This window comes from Paenibacillus sp. FSL H3-0329 (assembly GCF_037963285.1).
GTDB classification, from domain to species: domain Bacteria; phylum Bacillota; class Bacilli; order Paenibacillales; family Paenibacillaceae; genus Paenibacillus_AQ; species Paenibacillus_AQ odorifer.
Genome location: NZ_CP150150.1, coordinates 5334646 through 5352379, shown reverse-complemented (window position 1 = coordinate 5352379; position 17734 = coordinate 5334646). Strand labels below are relative to the sequence as shown.

At 45.0% G+C, this 17734-nt stretch carries 15 protein-coding genes; 14 read left to right on the top strand and 1 reads right to left on the bottom strand.

The features are described from left to right. Positions 1–137: 137 nt before the first annotated feature. The 6 genes from secD (at position 138) to NSQ66_RS23655 (ending at position 8117) form a co-directional block, all read left to right on the top strand. On the top strand, positions 138–1388 hold the full coding sequence (gene secD / locus NSQ66_RS23680) for a protein translocase subunit SecD (RefSeq protein ID WP_036677653.1): 1251 nt from the start codon (positions 138–140) through the stop codon (positions 1386–1388). Further along, complete coding sequence (gene secF, locus NSQ66_RS23675) at positions 1378–2280, top strand: protein translocase subunit SecF (protein ID WP_051490986.1); 903 nt, start codon at positions 1378–1380, stop codon at positions 2278–2280. The genes secD and secF overlap by 11 nt, the downstream gene beginning before the upstream one ends. A gap of 143 nt (positions 2281–2423) precedes the next feature. Further along, entirely contained in the window at positions 2424–3374 is a 951-nt protein-coding gene (locus NSQ66_RS23670; RefSeq protein WP_036677651.1) for a cation diffusion facilitator family transporter, read from the top strand. A 29-nt stretch (positions 3375–3403) separates the two neighbouring features. Then, positions 3404–5806, top strand: a complete 2403-nt coding sequence (recJ, locus tag NSQ66_RS23665) for a single-stranded-DNA-specific exonuclease RecJ (protein WP_038572989.1) — start codon at positions 3404–3406, stop codon at positions 5804–5806. Positions 5807–5950: 144 nt separating this feature from the next. Further along, positions 5951–6469: an adenine phosphoribosyltransferase gene (locus NSQ66_RS23660; RefSeq protein ID WP_036677647.1), complete on the top strand. Its 519-nt coding sequence runs from the start codon at positions 5951–5953 to the stop codon at positions 6467–6469. 296 nt (positions 6470–6765) lie between these two features. Then, positions 6766–8117, top strand: a protein-coding gene (locus tag NSQ66_RS23655; RefSeq protein ID WP_141118633.1) for an IS3 family transposase whose coding sequence is annotated in 2 segments (ribosomal slippage) — positions 6766–7153 and positions 7153–8117 — 1353 coding nt in all. Because the reading frame shifts where the segments join, the coding sequence is not laid out codon by codon here. Positions 8118–8207: 90 nt separating this feature from the next. Here the strand turns inward: NSQ66_RS23655 and uraA are convergent. Beyond that, a complete protein-coding gene (gene uraA, locus NSQ66_RS23650) occupies positions 8208–9521 on the bottom strand; it encodes a uracil permease (protein WP_038572987.1) in 1314 nt (437 codons plus the stop codon). Between the two features lie 313 nt (positions 9522–9834). Here uraA and NSQ66_RS23645 point away from each other — a divergent pair, with 313 nt between their 5' ends. From NSQ66_RS23645 to aspS, 8 genes are all read left to right on the top strand, one after another. Beyond that, on the top strand, positions 9835–12015 hold the full coding sequence (locus NSQ66_RS23645) for a bifunctional (p)ppGpp synthetase/guanosine-3',5'-bis(diphosphate) 3'-pyrophosphohydrolase (protein ID WP_036677643.1): 2181 nt from the start codon (positions 9835–9837) through the stop codon (positions 12013–12015). 21 nt (positions 12016–12036) lie between these two features. Continuing rightward, entirely contained in the window at positions 12037–12480 is a 444-nt protein-coding gene (dtd, locus tag NSQ66_RS23640) for a D-aminoacyl-tRNA deacylase (RefSeq protein WP_036677641.1), read from the top strand. Positions 12481–12614: 134 nt separating this feature from the next. Further along, positions 12615–12770, top strand: coding sequence for a hypothetical protein (locus tag NSQ66_RS23635; protein WP_170914232.1), 156 nt, complete (start codon positions 12615–12617; stop codon positions 12768–12770). A 150-nt stretch (positions 12771–12920) separates the two neighbouring features. Beyond that, on the top strand, positions 12921–13430 hold the full coding sequence (locus NSQ66_RS23630) for a type 1 glutamine amidotransferase domain-containing protein (RefSeq protein ID WP_076141540.1): 510 nt from the start codon (positions 12921–12923) through the stop codon (positions 13428–13430). Positions 13431–13478: 48 nt separating this feature from the next. Then, positions 13479–13928 (top strand): hypothetical protein, encoded by a 450-nt coding sequence (locus NSQ66_RS23625; RefSeq protein WP_036677637.1) that lies wholly within the window; start codon positions 13479–13481, stop codon positions 13926–13928. 367 nt (positions 13929–14295) lie between these two features. Then, positions 14296–14433, top strand: coding sequence for a hypothetical protein (locus NSQ66_RS23620; protein WP_170914233.1), 138 nt, complete (start codon positions 14296–14298; stop codon positions 14431–14433). 192 nt (positions 14434–14625) lie between these two features. Beyond that, positions 14626–15879, top strand: a complete 1254-nt coding sequence (hisS, locus tag NSQ66_RS23615; RefSeq protein WP_036677635.1) for a histidine--tRNA ligase — start codon at positions 14626–14628, stop codon at positions 15877–15879. 55 nt (positions 15880–15934) lie between these two features. Continuing rightward, a complete protein-coding gene (gene aspS / locus NSQ66_RS23610) occupies positions 15935–17719 on the top strand; it encodes an aspartate--tRNA ligase (protein WP_076141541.1) in 1785 nt (594 codons plus the stop codon). Positions 17720–17734 lie beyond the last annotated feature (15 nt).

The window sequence follows — 17734 nt, the reverse complement described above, 5'->3', positions numbered from 1 at the left end:
CGGATGTCTTGCTGATTTAAGCAGGGGCGGCCGTTTCTTTGTGTGAGTATAGCTCTATCAATGCTGTGAATTGACGGTCATTTCGCGTGTAGCTATAATAGGAATATTGAGTTAATGAAAGGGGAACTAGCTAGAGCATGAAGAGACTAATGGGCTTTTTTATTACCGTGCTCGTTTTGACAGGCGTTATGGCATTTACTACTCCTGGACTGCTGGACAAGGTTAGACTTGGTCTTGACCTGAAAGGCGGATTTGAGATTTTGTATCATGCTGAGCCTATGGAAGCGGGAGCAGCATTGTCCCGAGCTTCTCTGCTGAAGACAGCGGAAAGCTTAGAAAAACGGGCGAATGCGCTCGGAACAAGTGAACCAGAGGTAACTACTGAAGGTACGGACCGTATCCGTTTGAAAATTGCGGGCGTAACGGATGAAGCCGAGGTTCGTAAAAAAATGAAGGAACCTGCAGTTCTGACTTTCCGTAGTGCTGCTGAAGGTGACGCTGAGGGAACTTACAGCAAAATCGAACTGGTAGGTAGTGATTTTGTTGAAGGTGCTGCAGAAGTTGGACGGGATAACCTGAATCAGCCAATCATCAGCATCAAGATTAAGGACAAGGACAAATTTGCAGAGATTACTAAACGTCTCTTAGGAAAGAATCTCGCAATTTACTTGGATGAGAACAAATTATCTGACCCTACGGTACAAGCAGTACTTACCGATGGCAGTGCTTCTATTTCGGGTAACTATACAATTAAGGAAGCACGTGAACTTGCAGACACTATTAACCTAGGTGCATTGCCACTGAAGCTGACGGAGAAATATTCCCAAAGTGTGGGTGCTACCCTGGGTAAGCAATCGCTTGATCAAACGATTCGAGCAGGTCTGCTGGCTTCTGTGATTATCCTTATTTTCATGATCGGAATGTATCGTTTGCCAGGTCTTTTGGCTAGTTTTGCCTTGCTCTTGCATACATGGGCGCTAATTGCGGTCTTCGTCTTCGCAGACTTCACCTTGACGCTGCCTGGTATAGCCGCATTTATTCTGGGTATAGGTATGGCGGTCGATGCCAATATCATTACCAACGAACGGATAAGGGAAGAAATGCGCAGTGGAAAAAGTATACTGTCCTCCGTTAAAGCGGGGAATAAATCCTCTTTCCGGACAGTAATGGACTCCAATGTGACTACTATTATTGTGGCAGCAGTTATGTTTGCCTTCGGTACAGGTGCGGTCAAAGGCTTTGCATTGGTGCTGATTGTAGAAATCGTGCTGAGTATCGCCACGAATCTTTATTTCTCCCACTGGTTGCTTAGCCAGCTTGTCAAAGCGGGTAAGCTGAACAAACCGAAGAGCTTCGGTGTTAAGGAGAGTGAAATCCGTGCGCTTTAAGAAAGAGCTTGATTTCGTACATTTGAGTAAATATTTCTATATTTTCTCTATCGCATTGACAGTAGCAGGATTGATATTCCTGGCGACATTTGGCCTGAATTACAGCGTTGACTTCAAAGCTGGATCTAATGTGGACATCTCCCTATCCAAGAATTTGAACTTGGATCAGGTTAAGACTGCAACTAGTGCAATCGATGTCGATCATGAACCAACGATTTCGTTTGGTGATCAGCGTGTGAATATTCGCTATGACGAAGTTCTTGATGAGGCTCAAGATGAGTCTCTAAAAGCTGAAATCCTTAAGCTGGATGACAAAGCATCGTTTGAGATTAACACCGTGGACACTGAAATGGCTAAAGAATTGGCACGTAATGCTATTTATGCAGTTCTGATTTCTTGTCTGGGGATTATTATTTATGTAAGTATTCGTTTTGAATGGCGTTTCGCCGTGGCATCGATTGTGGCCTTGCTCCATGATGCCTTTATCGTAGTCGCGCTCTTCTCTATCTTCCGTTTGGAAGTGGATTTGACTTTCATTGTAGCGGTGCTTACGATTATCGGTTATTCCATTAATGATACGATCGTTATTTTTGACCGTATCCGTGAGAATTTACGTTTTGGTAAACAGAAAACTTATGAAGACTTGAAACACCTTGTGAATAAAAGTGTGGCTCAAACGCTTATGCGTTCTCTCTATACCGCATTTACCGTATTCATTGCGGCGTTCTTCCTGTTATTGTTCGGAGGCGAGTCGATTAAGATGTTCTCGCTTGCGATGGTAATCGGCTTGCTCTTCGGAGCTTACTCTTCCATCTTTATTGCCAGTCCACTCTGGTTAGTGCTTAAAAAGCGTGAGAAGGTTAAAGTGAAGAGCAGCCCGAATAAAGGTTAGAAGAAATTAGCATCGAAGTTCTACTTTTCTTATACGTTTAAGAAAGCCGCGTCAAATGCGACGCGGCTTTCGAAATCTTTAGGGTCATGTCATGTGTATTGAATCATCATGAGATTACTTGCTATTGGTAAGGAGGGCCTCGTATGAATAAAGAACGATCACCGCAAAGCGAGACGGTTGCTTGGACAGGGATCATTAGCGATGTTACTTTGGCAGTAGCTAAGGGGAGTTTTGGCTATATTTCAGGGAGCAAGGCATTAATGGGGGATGCTTTGTATTCCGGAGCAGACGCAGCAGCCAAACTGGCGGATATTCTTCCGTGGCGCTCTGAGCAAGGGAGAAAGAGTAAGCAACGGATCGAAGAACGGCGGGGCACTAAGGAGCCGCTGTTGGCTATACTTTTTTCGGTATTTATTCTTATGGGGGGACTGCAGATCGCATTCTCTGCAATCCGCGACTTAACGGATGGAAAATCATCTACACACGGACAGCTGGCGTTTGTAACCGTCTTAGTATCTATAGTTTTTAAAGAAGCTGTATTTCAATATCAATATCGCTACTTTAAAAAAATAGGTGATGGCAGTCACGCTGCATATGTTAATAGTCATCGTTTCAGCTTATATACATCTATCACAGTATTAGTCGGAATTTCGTTATCCATGGGTGGCACCTATTGGCATCCTCTATCTTATATGGATCCTATTGCCGCACTCTTAACCGGAGTTTTAATTCTTCGTAAAGGTTATTCACTCATTGCTAGCTCTATTAACACTAAAAATGCGCAGGAGCTTCCTTCGGAGGAAGCCGCTAATTTTATTGAAACGGTGCAACGTGTTCATGGCGTCATTCGCGTAGAACATCTGAAGGCACTTGAGCAAGGGAATTATGTGAATCTTCAAGTGAAGATCAGTGTGAATCCGCGGATTACGGTGATGGAAGCACAGGATATTTCGGAATGCGCTAGGAAGCTGCTGCAGCACCGGTTTGTTCATGTCGGTGAGGTGCATATGGACGTTGTTCCTTATGATCCCGGCTATCCGTACAAAAGCAATTATGAATTGCCGGATAATGATATTCCTACGTTGCTTCAGTAGTTTGCAAGGTGAGAGAAAGGTGAGTTCTATTGCTTTATTCAAAAACAAGATGGCAATCTCCGGCAGCCAATCCCGACACAGTTAGGGATATGGCCCGGAGCCTTTCTATTTCTCCACTCTTATCCTCACTATTAGTAAATAGAGGAATGAACACGCCTCATGAAGCTCTAAGCTTCATGGATGGCAGTGAGGAAGAACAGCATGATCCGTTCCTACTCAAAGGAATGGCTGAAGCGGTTCCTAGAATTAGAAAGGCTTTAAAAGATGAAGAACATATTCTTATTTATGGCGATTATGATGCCGACGGGGTGTCCAGCACAGCGCTTATGATTCATCTGCTGCGCTATTTAGGCGCTTCCTTTGATATTTATATCCCACACCGCTCTAATGAGGGTTATGGGCTGCATAATCATGCCCTGGATTGGGCTTTACAGCAAGGTGTCTCCTTAATCATTACAGTAGATACTGGCATTAGCGCTTATCATCAGGTTGCTTACGCTAATGAACTGGGGATCGATGTGATCGTTACGGATCACCATGAACCCCCTGAGCTTTTGCCAGAGGCCTATACGCTTATTAATCCCAAGCTGCCAGACTGCCCTTATCCGTTCAAAGGATTAGCGGGTGTAGGTGTGGCTTATAAGCTTGCTCAGGCTATTCTAGGGGAAGAAACTCCCACAGAATGGGCAGAGATTGCAGCGATAGGAACGGTTGCGGATTTAATGCCGCTGCTTGGCGAAAACCGTGAGATTGTTAGAAATGGCTTGGAAAGTATGCGGCATTCAAGTTTCCCGGGGATTCGTGCCTTACTCGCTGTCAGCGGTGTGAACATGAGCACTGTGAGTGCGGTCAATATCGCTTTTGGCATGGCGCCGCGCATCAATGCCAGTGGTCGCCTGGACCATGCTGGACGGGCTGTGTCCCTCCTCACTACCGAGCATGCGGCTGAGGCAGAGCAGCTAGCTGGAGAGCTTGACCTGCTTAACAAAGAACGCCAATTGGTGGTAGAAAGAATTGTTGTTGAGGCTACTGCCAAGCTGGAGCAGATGACACAGGGTGGCGAAATCCCAGACATCATTGTTCTTGCTGATCATGGCTGGAATGTAGGTGTGGTAGGTATAGTGGCTTCCAAACTGCTGGAGCGTTATTATCGGCCTGTGATCATTCTGGATATACATCCAGAGACCGGAATGTGCAAAGGTTCTGCTCGCTCCATTCCTGGACTTGACATCTACGCTGCACTTTCTTCTTGTTCTGATTTAATGGATCATTTTGGAGGTCATCCAGCCGCTGCGGGAATGAGCCTGCATCGGGATGGATTAGAAGCCTTTGCTGCAGCATTAAACGAATATGCGTCCGGGGTGTTAACGCCAGAGCATTTCGTTCCTGTTGCTTCCGCTGATGCAGAGGTGTCAATCTCAGATTTATCACTGCAGACCGCGTTAGAATTGGAAAGGCTTGCACCATTCGGAATGTCTAATCCGTTGCCAAAGTTTATTATTCGTGGGGCTACCGTGAAAGAGACACGTACAATGGGCCAAGATGGAAAACACCTGAAGATTGTATTGCAGCAGGGGAAAAACAGCATTGAAGCCTTGGCGTTTGGTAAAGGCGCTTTATCCAGGCTGCTACCGGCGGGTACTACGATCAACGTGTTAGCTGAGCTGTCGATCAATGAATGGAATGGCTCACGCAAATCACAGCTGATGCTGCAGGATTTATCTGTGCAGGATGCTCAGTTATTCGATCTTCGTGGTGCTGCTGACGCCGTACGGCAAGCCGCACATATTAGAGAACTACTTCTTCCTTATAGTGGTGCGGGTCCGTATCGAGCTGCTGCAGTGTTTCAGAACGGACGTAGTACGCCTGCAAGTGAATTGATAGGAATGTCTTTATGGGTATATGATAAAGAAGCTGGCATTAGCGCTGCTGTTAAGGATGAGCCCCTTCAGGAATCAGGGCATGTCTCCCTGTTATGCTTACTGGATATGCCGGAGACTCCTGAACAACTGGATGCGCTGCTCGAAACCTTCCCTAATGCTGATAATATTGCGTTATTGCATTCTATCAAGGATGGCCGAGAACGACTTATTACTCCGACACGGGATCATTTCAAAATACTATATAAACTGTTGGCTTCGATCACCTCAGTTGCAACACCTGAGAACGAAGTTTTGCTGCGGTTAAGCCGCCAGTCCTCGTTAAGTATCCGCATGCTTAACAACATGCTTGATGTGTTTGAGGAGCTTGATTTTATTAAAAGAAGTCAGGGAAGTGTGGCGTTTATTACTCAGCCAGTAGCCAAAAGTCTGACAGCATCGAGTCATTTTGTCCGACTGGGACAGATGGCGGAGATGGAGCAATACTTCATGGAGGGCAGTCTGTCAGAGTTACAGGACTGGATGTTATCGCGTCGTTTAGGCGTATCATAATCCATGCAAATATGAGCTGCTGAGCGTACCCAACGGTGTATAAAAATGCAACGCTCAATATAACAAAACGTATGCTTACGAAGCAAGTTTTGTCGATCTGAATCAAAGCAGCTTTGCTAACAAAACTTATAGGAGATGATAAATTTGGATTTTAAAGATAGTATTCGTGTGATTCCTGATTTCCCTAAAGAAGGTATTAGTTTTAAAGATATCACCACATTGCTTAAAGACGGGGAGGCTTACCGCCAAGCGATTGACGCGTTGAAAGCTCTCGTAGCGCACTTGGAAATCGACGTTATCGCTGGACCAGAAGCACGTGGCTTCGTAGTTGGAGCACCTCTTGCTTATGCGATGGGAGTAGGTTTTGTGCCGATTCGTAAAAGCGGCAAGCTTCCATATGAGACTATAGAGGTAGGTTATGATCTTGAGTATGGCAAGGACACACTTGCTGTTCACACGGATGCTATCAAGCCTGGTCAAAAAGTATTGATCGCTGATGATTTATTGGCAACTGGTGGAACCATTGCTACTTCGGTTAACCTTGTAGAACAGCTTGGCGGTAAAGTGGTAGGCGCTGCTTTTCTGATTGAGCTGGTTGAGCTTGCTGGACGTAATAAGCTTTCTGGAGTTGAAGTTCTTTCCTTGGTGAATTACGAGGATTAATCTTGTAAAGTTTGTCTTTTCCCGGGAAATAAACGGGGATTCGGCTCTCGAATTATGCTGAAAAGTGCAAAGACGCAAAGTGTGGAAGTTAAACATTAATTGGAAAATGTAAGATAATAACAGCAGCTGTCTGCCTTTTGGCGGAGAGTTGCTGTTTTGTATCTGAGTCAATAAAAAAAGCTGCCCAAGTCCATAAATGAACTGTGACCCGTAAGATGGAAACTTTGAAAAAAGTGACCCTCTTACGGGTCATTTTGTGTTTTAATCGAAATATCGAAATAACGGAGGAAGCCTTCATGAATAACAAAACAAGAGGAAGCTCAAGGATATTCAACGAAAATGAGATCAAACAACTAGAGAACAATCCAAATGTAGAGAACGTGACGGAAAAGAGTATTACCTATTCACCAACGTTTAAGTTGGCTGCGGTTAAGGCCTATAAGGAAGGCCAAGCCCCAATGGAGATCTTCCTTAGCGCAGGATTTAACCTAGATATTATCGGTCGCAAGAAGCCTAAGCATTGCCTAACCCGTTGGCGTAATACATATAATGCTCTGGGAGAGGCTGGACTACTAGAGGAACAACGAGGAAAAGGATCCCCGGGCAGACGACCGACAGGGGAACTTTCTACCGAGGAAAAGTTAAAACGTGCAGAAGCACGAATCAAGCTTCTGGAGATGGAGAACGACTTCTTAAAAAAGCTGGAGGCGCTCGAAAAGCAGAAGATGCAGAGGAAACGTTGACCCCCTCCGAGCGCTACGAAATTATTAACCAAACGATACGTAAGCACGGTCTGCAGCGAATGACGCGTTATTTGTGTAAGCTAGCTTGTGTGAGCTTAAGCGGATATTACCGTTGGCAAGTCGCTGAGGAAGCAAGACAGTTGCGAGAGAAGGCAGACGAACGAGACGCTTTCCTTATCAAGAAACACTATGACGCTTTGAATGGTAAAGCTGGAGCATTGGTCGTGAAGATGTGGCTGGAACGGGAGAATGGTATCATCATGAATCATAAAAAGATTCGAAGATTAATGCGAAAATATAAGCTTGTTGCTACGATCCGGCAAGCAAATCCCTATCGCAAGATGGCAAAAGCCACACAAGAGCACCAAACATGTCCCAACCTACTCAAGCGCCAGTTTGACCAAGGAGAGCCTGAGAAAGTGCTGCTGACGGATATTACCTATATGCATTATGGTAATGGACAATGTGCTTATTTATCCGTGGTGAAAGACGGGGCTACGAGACAAATTTTAGCTCACTACCTCTCTTCTTCATTGGCTATGCCAATTGTAGAACGAACACTGGAGAAACTACTTGAACGACTGGATGGCAATATTCATCCAGAAGCCCTTTTGCATTCGGATCAAGGAATGCACTATACTCACCCTAGATTCCGCCTTCTCGTACGCGAAGCTGGGTTTACACAGTCCATGTCACGGAAAGGGAACTGCTGGGATAACGCCGCCATGGAGAGCTTTTTTGGCCATCTGAAGGATGATTTGGAGTACAAGACATGTATGACTCTCTTGGAATTACGAACAAAGGTTGATGACTATATCGCCTACTATAACTCCGAGCGATATCAATGGACATTAAAAAAGATGACTCCCGATGAATTCAGGAGTCACCTATTAATTGCTTCTTAAAGGTCTTCTTTTTTCAACTTTCCACAAATACGGTCACAGTTCAAAATGGATGTTGGAGCAGCTTTTTTAAAATTCTATTTTTTCAACCGATTAATGGGCAGTTTTATCACTTTCTCCGCCATCATTAGACAGTCCAAGCACTTCAATGAGTTTGAAGAACAGAGCCAGAACGATACCAACAATTGTAGCCAGCGCCATACCACTTAGTTTAACGTTGCCCATGGTAAGGGTTGTACCACTGATTCCGACAACGAGTACCAACGTAGCCATGATCATGTTCGTAGCTTTGGAAAAATCAACTTTTTGCTCAACGAAAATACGTAATCCGGAAGCCGCAATTACACCGAACAGCAGCAGGGATACACCGCCCATTACAGGGGTTGGAATATTAGCGATAACAGAGGAGAAAGTACCAGAGAATGAAAGCAGAATAGCGATCACCGCTGCGCCGCCGATTACATATACCGAATATACTTTAGTCAACGCCATAACCCCGATATTTTCACCGTAGGTTGTATTTGGAGTAGAACCGATAAAACCGGAGATAATTGTAGATATCCCGTTCCCCATCAGGGAGCGATCAAGTCCAGGATCTTTAGCCAAGTCTCTGCCAACAATATTGCTTGTTACAAGTAAATGTCCAATATGCTCAACGATAACAACTAATGATACCGGGATAATAGTGAATATTACATTCCAATCAAATGAAGGAGTAACAATGGAAGGATGCGCTAAAAATTTTGCATTAGAGATAGCAGCGGTATCCACCATTTTTAAAATATATGCTAAACCATAACCAGTGACGATACCAATAAGGATGTGAATGATTTTTGGAAAACCGCGGAAGAGTACAGCTCCAATTACAGTTACACCAAGCGTCACCATAGAAAGTGCGATTGTTTTGCCATCTGGCGTCCAGTCTGCAACTGCAACGCCTTCAGGAGCAATAAGTCCTGCCATTCGTGCGGCAACAGGTACAAGTTCAAGTCCGATCGTAGCTACGATAGCTCCCATTACTGCTGGAGGGAAAACAACATCAATCCATTTGGTTCCTGCATAACGAATGATCAATGCCACGAGCACGAATATAATACCAGTGACGATAAAAGCACCCAAAGCAAGCGAGTATCCTTTCATGTGATCATTTGGGTAACGACTGAGTACTGATAATACCGGTGCAATAAAGGCAAAGCTGGAACCAAGGTACGCAGGGATTTTACCGCGACAGATCCAAATGTACAGCAATGTACCGATACCATTCATAAGCAAAATCATTCCAGGGTCGACCCCGAACAAGTTAGGCACTAGCACTGTACTGCCAAACATGGCAAACAAATGCTGGAGACTTAATAGAAAGCCTGGGCCCCATGGAAGTTTTTCGTTAACTTGAATTTCGCGTTGCAATGGAGTTCACTCCTCTTTCTTATCTGATATTATGTTGTCCGGCGAAAATCCGCCTTTACTAGATTAAATAGAACTTGGCTTTTTTACAACAACATTTTCACAAGTGTTATTAATTTGTCCGAATTTAATTACTTTTACTTCTGGAATCCCATGAGATGGCAAGTGTTGACGTAATCCTCCTTAAGCCTCATAATTATAGACAACTTTGAATAAGGGCGTAAGTAAGCTTGGACAAATGAAATGATTGGAACCTGCAGATTTTTGAACAGTTGCGGGTTCATTTTATTATAGAAAGGAATCGGATACGACGAGAATGGGCATTGAGCGATTAATTGATAAGGCTGGCGCCTATATAAAAGATAAAGATCTTCTCCGCATCCGGGAAGCTTATGAATTTGCCGATCAGGCTCATCACGGGCAGATCCGCAAGTCGGGGGAGCCATACATTCTGCATCCGCTGGCGGTGGCAGATATTGTCGTCAATATGCAAATGGATGTTATATCTATTGTTGCAGCGCTTTTGCATGATGTGGTGGAAGATACGACGGTCTCACTGGAACAAATCCGCGCTAAATTTGGCGATACCTGCGCAATGCTTGTTGACGGCTTAACGAAGCTGGAACGCATTCGCTTTCGCTCAAAGGAAGAGCAGCAGAACGAGAATTACCGCAAAATGTTTATTGCTATGGCTCAGGATATCCGGGTTATTGTCATTAAACTGGCGGACCGTCTGCATAATATGCGAACGTTAAAATACCAATCTGAAGAGAGCCAGCGCCGTATTTCTTATGAGACGTTGGAGATTTTCTGTCCTGTAGCTGACCGGCTGGGGATTTCCGCGATTAAGTGGGAGATGGAGGATATTGCGCTTCGTTACTTGAACCCGCAGCAGTATTACCGGATTGCTAATCTGGTGCATAAGAAGCGGGCCGAGCGTGAGCAATTTATCGACAGCGTAATTGGCCGTATTCGTGCCAAGCTGGATGAAATGGGCATTGAAGGTGATCTTTCCGGCCGCCCGAAGCATATTTACAGTGTTTATAACAAAATGAGCACAAAAAACAAGCAGTTTAATGAAATTTATGACCTGCTGGCCATTCGTATCATTGTGGATAATATCAAGGACTGTTATGCAACCCTTGGAATTATTCATACCTTATGGAAGCCAATGCCGGGGCGTTTTAAAGATTATATAGCTATGCCGAAAGCCAATATGTATCAATCTCTGCATACTACTGTGGTAGGACCAGGCGGAGAGCCTACTGAGGTGCAAATTCGCACCTGGGAAATGCACCGCACGGCAGAATACGGGATAGCCGCACACTGGGCATACAAAGAAGGCAGCAGTAATAATGCTAATCCGGAGAATCGGATGCCTTTCTTTCGCGAAATATTGGAGCTGCAGCATGAAGCTAAGGATGCCGAAGAGTTCGTAAAATCACTGAAAATGGATTTTTTCTCAGACCTCGTGTTTGTATTTACTCCTAAAGGTGAGGTTATCGAGCTTCCTGCCGGTTCTGTGCCTCTTGACTTCGCGTTCCGCATTCATACAGAAGTGGGCAATCGTACAATTGGTTCCAAGGTGAACGGGCGGATCGTGCCGCTTGATCACAAGCTGAAGACGGGCGATATTGTTGAGATTTTGACGTCTAAGCATTCTTACGGACCTAGCCGTGACTGGCTTAAAATTGCACAATCCTCTCACGCAAGAAGCAAAATTAAGCAATGGTTCAAAAAAGAAAAACGTGAGGAAAATGTCGAAAAAGGTCGCGAAGCGATTGAACGTGAGCTGAAGCGCCTGAATGTCGAAGTTTCCGAGTGGATTTCTGATGAAAAACTATTGGAAGCTGCGAAAAAATTTGCCTTTAATGATGTAGAGGATATGTTGTCTGCCGTTGGTTTTGGTGGGATTACCGCTTCGCAAATTGCCTCCCGCTTGACGGAGAAGCTGCGCAAGGAGCAGGAAGAAGCTGCTAATCACTTGGAGCTTACTTCAGAGATGAAGGAGATCAAGTCTTCCGGCGAGAGACGTAATCAACCTACCAATGGTGTTAGTGTAAAAGGAATTGAAAACTTACTTGTTCGTTTTGCACGATGTTGCAACCCGGTTCCGGGTGACGACATTGTAGGTTATGTTACACGGGGCCGGGGCGTATCTGTACACCGCCAGGATTGTCCTAACATTCCGGGTGAAGGTGACGGAGAAGAAGCAGCTAGAGTGATTGAAGTGGAATGGGAAGGCACGATGGAAGCAAACTACAGTGTGGATATTGAGATTACAGGCCATGATCGCAATGGACTGCTCAATGAAGTACTGCAGGCAGTGTCCGAGAGCAAAACGAACATTTCAGCGGTCACTGGGCGCTCTGACAAGAATAAGATGGCAATGATTCATATGACCATCCTTATTCGTAATACGGAGCATCTGCAATCCGTTGTAGATAAAGTGAAACGAGTCAAAGATGTATATACAGTGAATCGGATCATGCAATAAGGCAAGGAGCGAAGTAGTGCGATGAGAGTTGTAGTACAGCGTTGCAAGGACGCCAAAGTAACCGTGGATGAGACAGTGACCGGAGCGATTGGCAATGGTCTGATGCTGCTTGTCGGCGTTACCCATGAAGATACGGAGAAGGATGCCAAATATTTGGCGGATAAAATAGCTGGACTGCGTATTTTTGAAGATGATGCTGGCAAAATGAACTATAGTGTCACGGATACTAACGGAGCTATTCTTTCAGTGTCCCAGTTTACTTTATACGGAGATTGCCGTAAGGGAAGACGGCCGAATTTCATGGGAGCTGCAGCTCCTGCGGAGGCCGAGCGTCTTTATGATTATTTTAATCAAGAGCTTAGAGCTGGAGGTCTTCAGGTGGAGACGGGCATATTTGGAGCGATGATGGATGTGTCGCTGACCAATTGGGGCCCAGTTACTCTCATTCTGGATAGCCGCAGCTAACGAAATAGAGGATGTCGAAGATTGCTTCTGGCCGGAGCTAACTTTCGACATCTTTTTTTTATGCGGATAGAGCTTCTTTGGGCTGGATAAACTAAATGCAGGCAGATATCACGCATAAGGCAGGGAGTTTAAGAATGAGACAATCACAGAAGGCATGGGTATGGAGAAGTATCCCGGCACTACCGACTGGGAGTCCTATGGAAGCCTGTGCATTAGCCAAAAAGCTAGAAGGCGAGACCGAACCATTAGTAATCAAAGGAAGAAGCCGCAATCTCTTGCCGCGTACCTGAAGCGGGTGGAAAAGGCGGCTTTTTCGGTGTTGTGAATGAAGCCTTTTTTCCGATTAAAGGTTAGAAAGCATCCTCATAAGGGTAATAGACCACAAGAAAGAATAATAAGAACATCATTAATTGCTAAAGACAGAGAGGAGAAACTATCACATGAGTAACGTTGCTTTCTTACTGGCTAATGATTTTGAAGATTCTGAAATGAAGGTTCCTTATGATGAAATTATAAAGGCAGGACATCAAGCTGACATTATTGGTTTGAAAAAAGGGGAGACCCTGCTGGGTAAAAAGAAAGAAGTCTCCTACGCAGCAGACAAGGCGATCGCCGAGGTTCAAGCAAGTGATTATGACGCGATTGTTATCCCGGGTGGTTCTTCCCCCGAGAATTTACGGCAAAATGCCGATATTTTGAAGTTTGTAAAAGAAGCAAATGAAGCAGGCAAGCCTATCGCCTCTATTTGCCACGGACCGCAAATTCTGATCAGTGCAGACTTGCTTAAGGGACGCACCATTACCTCTTATCCTCCGCTGAAGGATGATGTTGTAAATGCCGGCGCGGAGTTTAAGGATGAGGAAGTAGTGGTTGATCGCAATTACATTACTTCGCGTACACCAAAAGATGAGCCTGCATTTGTTCGTGAAATATTGAAGGTCCTGAAATAAATAAGCAATATTTAAATAAGAGTCTTATAATCCAAGGAGGTAATGGCAATGAGCAGAAAAATCCAAGCGTATTTCAGAACTGAAAATGAAGCAGAAGGCGCAAAAACAGCATTGATTAGCTATAAGGTGGATGGCTTGGAGGTTTGGCCACTCACGGACCCTATCGGCAATGATCGTAATATTCTGTTTCCAATCATTCCACTGGATAGTGCATCTGTAGTCGCAGGCACAACTGGAACGCTTGGAACGGCTAGCACACCTGCAGCTGGAGCTATGCTGGTTCCTGGCATTGCCGCCTCCGACACACGGGCTGACCCTGAAACGCATTATAGTGTGAATGAAGATCAGGTTAGTGCGAACGTGGCAGAAGGAGATCTCGAAGATGGGGATTTAAGTGAACTTCGTTATGTGATGGAGCTAAGTATAGCAGAAGAGAATTATAATGAAGTTGTGGAAATCCTCCGGGGCAAAGGAGCTTATGTTGAACAATTCGAATAGTATTCTATTAAAAATAAACCGCTTTCATGGAATGTAATATAATCGTAATATTACGTACATGATTCCTTAATATAGCGTGTTTATAATAAAGGCATGACCCCCTTTTTAATAATATATGATGATGGACCTGCAGCATTCGGCTGCAGGTCATTTTTTTTGTTACAATATAATTGCTGAATAAAAAACTCGGAAGCTGTCAAAATTTATACTAGGCATCCTTTTTACTACCTTGACTTTAATGCAGTAGTTCAGTAGAATATTAACAATATACGATTTTATCATATGGTTTTGATGACGGGACCAAGTAATTCGAGAACCCACAACTCCAGAGAAGAATCCCTTGTCGATTCGGATGACATCTACTTAAGTGGATGATGAAACGGTATCGCTTGGCTGCAAGGATTCTGTTGATGAGCGAATGAATGACCTCCCCGAGAACGTACGGCGAAAGTGGGCAGTGTTGATTGCCGCGATCAGTAGCCGTTTACGCGTAGGCGGGCGTTAACCGCTTTGAGCGGCTTCAGTATATTTTTACTGATCCGGAATGTGGGTGGTACCACGTGGTGTATTATTGGTTATGATAATCCCTCGTCCCTGTTTTTTTATAAAACAGGGCGAGGGATTTTTTGCTTTTTCTGCAATAGAAACAGATGAAGAGAACAGCTTTAGAGGGGTTATTTTTTAGGAGGGATAGACTGTGGCTAAAGAAAGATTCGAGAAACCAACAGGAACGCAGGACGTGCTTCCGGGTGCTGTGGAGAAATGGCAGTATATTGAGGGGAAGGCCAGAGATTTATGCCGCCGTTTTAACTATCGGGAAATTCGCACACCTATGTTTGAGCACACAGGGTTATTCGAACGTGGAGTAGGCGAAACAACGGATATTGTGGAAGGCGAAATGTATACGTTCAAGGACAAAGGCGACCGTGATTTGGCTCTTCGTCCAGAAGGAACGGCTGGTGTCGTGCGAGCTTACGTTCAGAACAAGCTATACGGTGAACCTGATGTAAGCAAGCTGTATTATATCGGACCTATGTTCCGTTATGAGCGTCCGCAGGCCGGAAGATATCGCCAGTTCCATCAGTTTGGGATTGAGGCGTTTGGGGCCGTGGATCCGGCTATTGATGCAGAAGTAATCTCTATGGGCTATCAGTTCTATAAGGATCTAGGTCTTAAGGATGTAAGAGTGGAGCTTAATTCCGTGGGTAATGCACCAAGCCGTGCGGCTTACCGGGAGAAGCTGCTGGGATTCCTTAGACCGATGAAGGATAACCTCTGTAGTGACTGTCAGCGTCGAATCGAGCGTAATCCGCTTCGTGTGCTGGATTGCAAGGTGGATCAGGATAAATTTACAGATGCCCCTTCTATTTTGGACAGTTTGGATGATGAATGCATAACTCATTTTGAGAAGGTTAAGATGCATCTCGACATTATGGGTGTAGAGTTCACGATTAATCCTCGTCTTGTACGTGGTTTGGATTATTACACGCATACTGCGTTTGAATATAAAGCAGCTGGCATTGGCTCTATTGATACCGTAGGCGGCGGAGGCCGGTACAACGGTTTGGTTGAAGAAATCGGTGGACCGGATCAACCGGGTATTGGTTTTGGGATCGGGCTGGAGCGTATTCTTCTTATTCTGGAGGATCAGAAGGTAGAGCTGGAGACTGCGAAGCCACTGGATGTGTATTTTGTAGCTCTTGGCGAAGAGGCTGACATTGAAATCTCCAAGCAGCTATACTTTCTGCGTAGCCAAGGGTTCTCGGCAGAACGCGACTACCTCGGCCGGAAGATGAAGGCGCAGATGAAGTCAGCTGACCGTATGTCGGCACGTTATACTGCGATTCTTGGCGAAGACGAGCTGAAGAATGGTGTAATTGCGCTGAAGTCGATGAGCACAGGGGAACAGCAGACTGTGAAGCTCGAAGAGCTGGCTCAGGCGTTGGTATAGAAGAAGACTTTTTAAGTAGAAATGTATTTTTAAATAAAAAGGGGAATGGTGAATTATGCAAAGAAGTCATAACTGTGGGCAATTAACACCAGAACATATTGGACAAACGGTAACCTTAAACGGATGGGTCCAGACCCGCCGCGACCTTGGGGGCGTACTTTTTATTGACCTGCGTGACAGAAGCGGTATTGTGCAAGTTGTATTCAACCCGGACTACTCCGGCGAAGCACTGCAAATTGCAGATAAGGTTCGCAGTGAGTATGTTTTGGCTGTCAAAGGAAAAGTGGTTAAACGTGATGAAGAAACCATTAACCGCAATCTGCCAACAGGTGAGATTGAAGTTCAAATTACAGATATCGAAGTGCTGAACACTGCTAAGACTCCTCCATTCTTCATCGAAGATGGAGTGGAAGTAGACGAATCTCTTCGTCTGAAATATCGTTACCTGGATCTGCGTCGTCCGGAGATGCAAAAAACACTGTTGCTACGCTCGAAAGCTTCTAAGATTTTCCGCGATTTCCTTGACAGTGAAGGATTTATTGACGTAGAGACACCAATCCTAACTAAGAGCTCACCGGAAGGTGCGCGTGATTATTTGGTGCCAAGCCGTGTGCATGAAGGCGAATTTTTCGCATTGCCTCAATCTCCACAAATCTACAAGCAGCTTTTGATGGTGGGTGGCGTTGAACGCTATTATCAAATTGCTCGTTGTTTCCGTGATGAAGATTTGCGTGCTGACCGCCAGCCGGAATTTACACAAGTGGACATCGAGACTTCATTCCTGTCTCAAGATGAGTTGCTTGGCATGATGGAGAACCTAATGCAGCGTTTGTTCAAAGAAACTGTAGGAGCGGATATTCAGCTTCCATTCCAACGTTTGACTTATGCTGAGGCAATGGGCAAATACGGTTCAGACAAACCTGACCTGCGTTTTGGATTAGAGCTTGTAGAAATGAACGATATTGTTGCAACAAGTGGCGTAAAGGTATTTGCTTCTGTGATCGAAAAAGGCGGAGAAGTGAAATGTCTAAATGCTAAAGGCTGTGGGACTTGGACTCGTAAAGAAATCGATGATCTCGGACCTTATGCTGCGCGTTATGGAGCGAAAGGTCTGGCTTGGATTCAAGTGAAAGACGGCGAGTTCAAAGGACCGATTGTCAAATTCTTCACTGAAGAAGAAATTGCCGCTGTGAAGGAGCGTACAGGCGCTGAAGAAGGCGACCTACTGTTGTTCTCCGCTGATACCAAAAAGGTTGTAGCGGACGTTCTAGGCGCCCTTCGTGTCAAAATCGGACGTCAGCTGGGTCTGATCGACGATAATGTGTTCAAGTTCGCTTGGGTGACTGACTTCCCATTGCTTGGTTATGATGAAGATCAGAAACGTTATGTAGCAGAACACCATCCGTTCACTCGTCCGCGTGAAGAGGATCTGCATCTGTTTGACACAGATCCAGGTGCAATTCGTGCACAAGCCTACGATATCGTTCTGAACGGTTATGAAGTAGGCGGTGGCTCCATGCGGATTTACAAACGTGAAGTACAGGAAAAAATGTTCCAAGCTCTCGGCTTCACAGAAGAGGTTGCTTACGAGAAGTTCGGTTACCTGATGGATGCGTTCGAATATGGTACACCTCCACATGGTGGTATTGCCTTCGGTTTAGATCGTCTAATCATGCTGCTGGCGGGCCGTACAAATCTGCGCGAAACCATCGCATTCCCGAAAACGGCAAGTGCAACGGATCTGCTTATGGATGCACCTGCACCAGTAGACGGTTCACAATTGGAGCAACTGCATATTAAGCTGGCTCTTAAACCAAAGAAAGAAAAAGAAAAAGAATAATTAAATAAAGCGGGC

Coding starts and splice junctions, on each gene's coding strand:
- secD (WP_036677653.1), top strand. CDS start 138: ATGAAGAGACTAATGGGCTTTTTTATTACCGTGCTCGTTTTGACAGGC.
- NSQ66_RS23670 (WP_036677651.1), top strand. CDS start 2,424: ATGAATAAAGAACGATCACCGCAAAGCGAGACGGTTGCTTGGACAGGG.
- NSQ66_RS23645 (WP_036677643.1), top strand. CDS start 9,835: ATGGGCATTGAGCGATTAATTGATAAGGCTGGCGCCTATATAAAAGAT.
- dtd (WP_036677641.1), top strand. CDS start 12,037: ATGAGAGTTGTAGTACAGCGTTGCAAGGACGCCAAAGTAACCGTGGAT.
- NSQ66_RS23635 (WP_170914232.1), top strand. CDS start 12,615: ATGAGACAATCACAGAAGGCATGGGTATGGAGAAGTATCCCGGCACTA.
- NSQ66_RS23630 (WP_076141540.1), top strand. CDS start 12,921: ATGAGTAACGTTGCTTTCTTACTGGCTAATGATTTTGAAGATTCTGAA.
- NSQ66_RS23625 (WP_036677637.1), top strand. CDS start 13,479: ATGAGCAGAAAAATCCAAGCGTATTTCAGAACTGAAAATGAAGCAGAA.
- aspS (WP_076141541.1), top strand. CDS start 15,935: ATGCAAAGAAGTCATAACTGTGGGCAATTAACACCAGAACATATTGGA.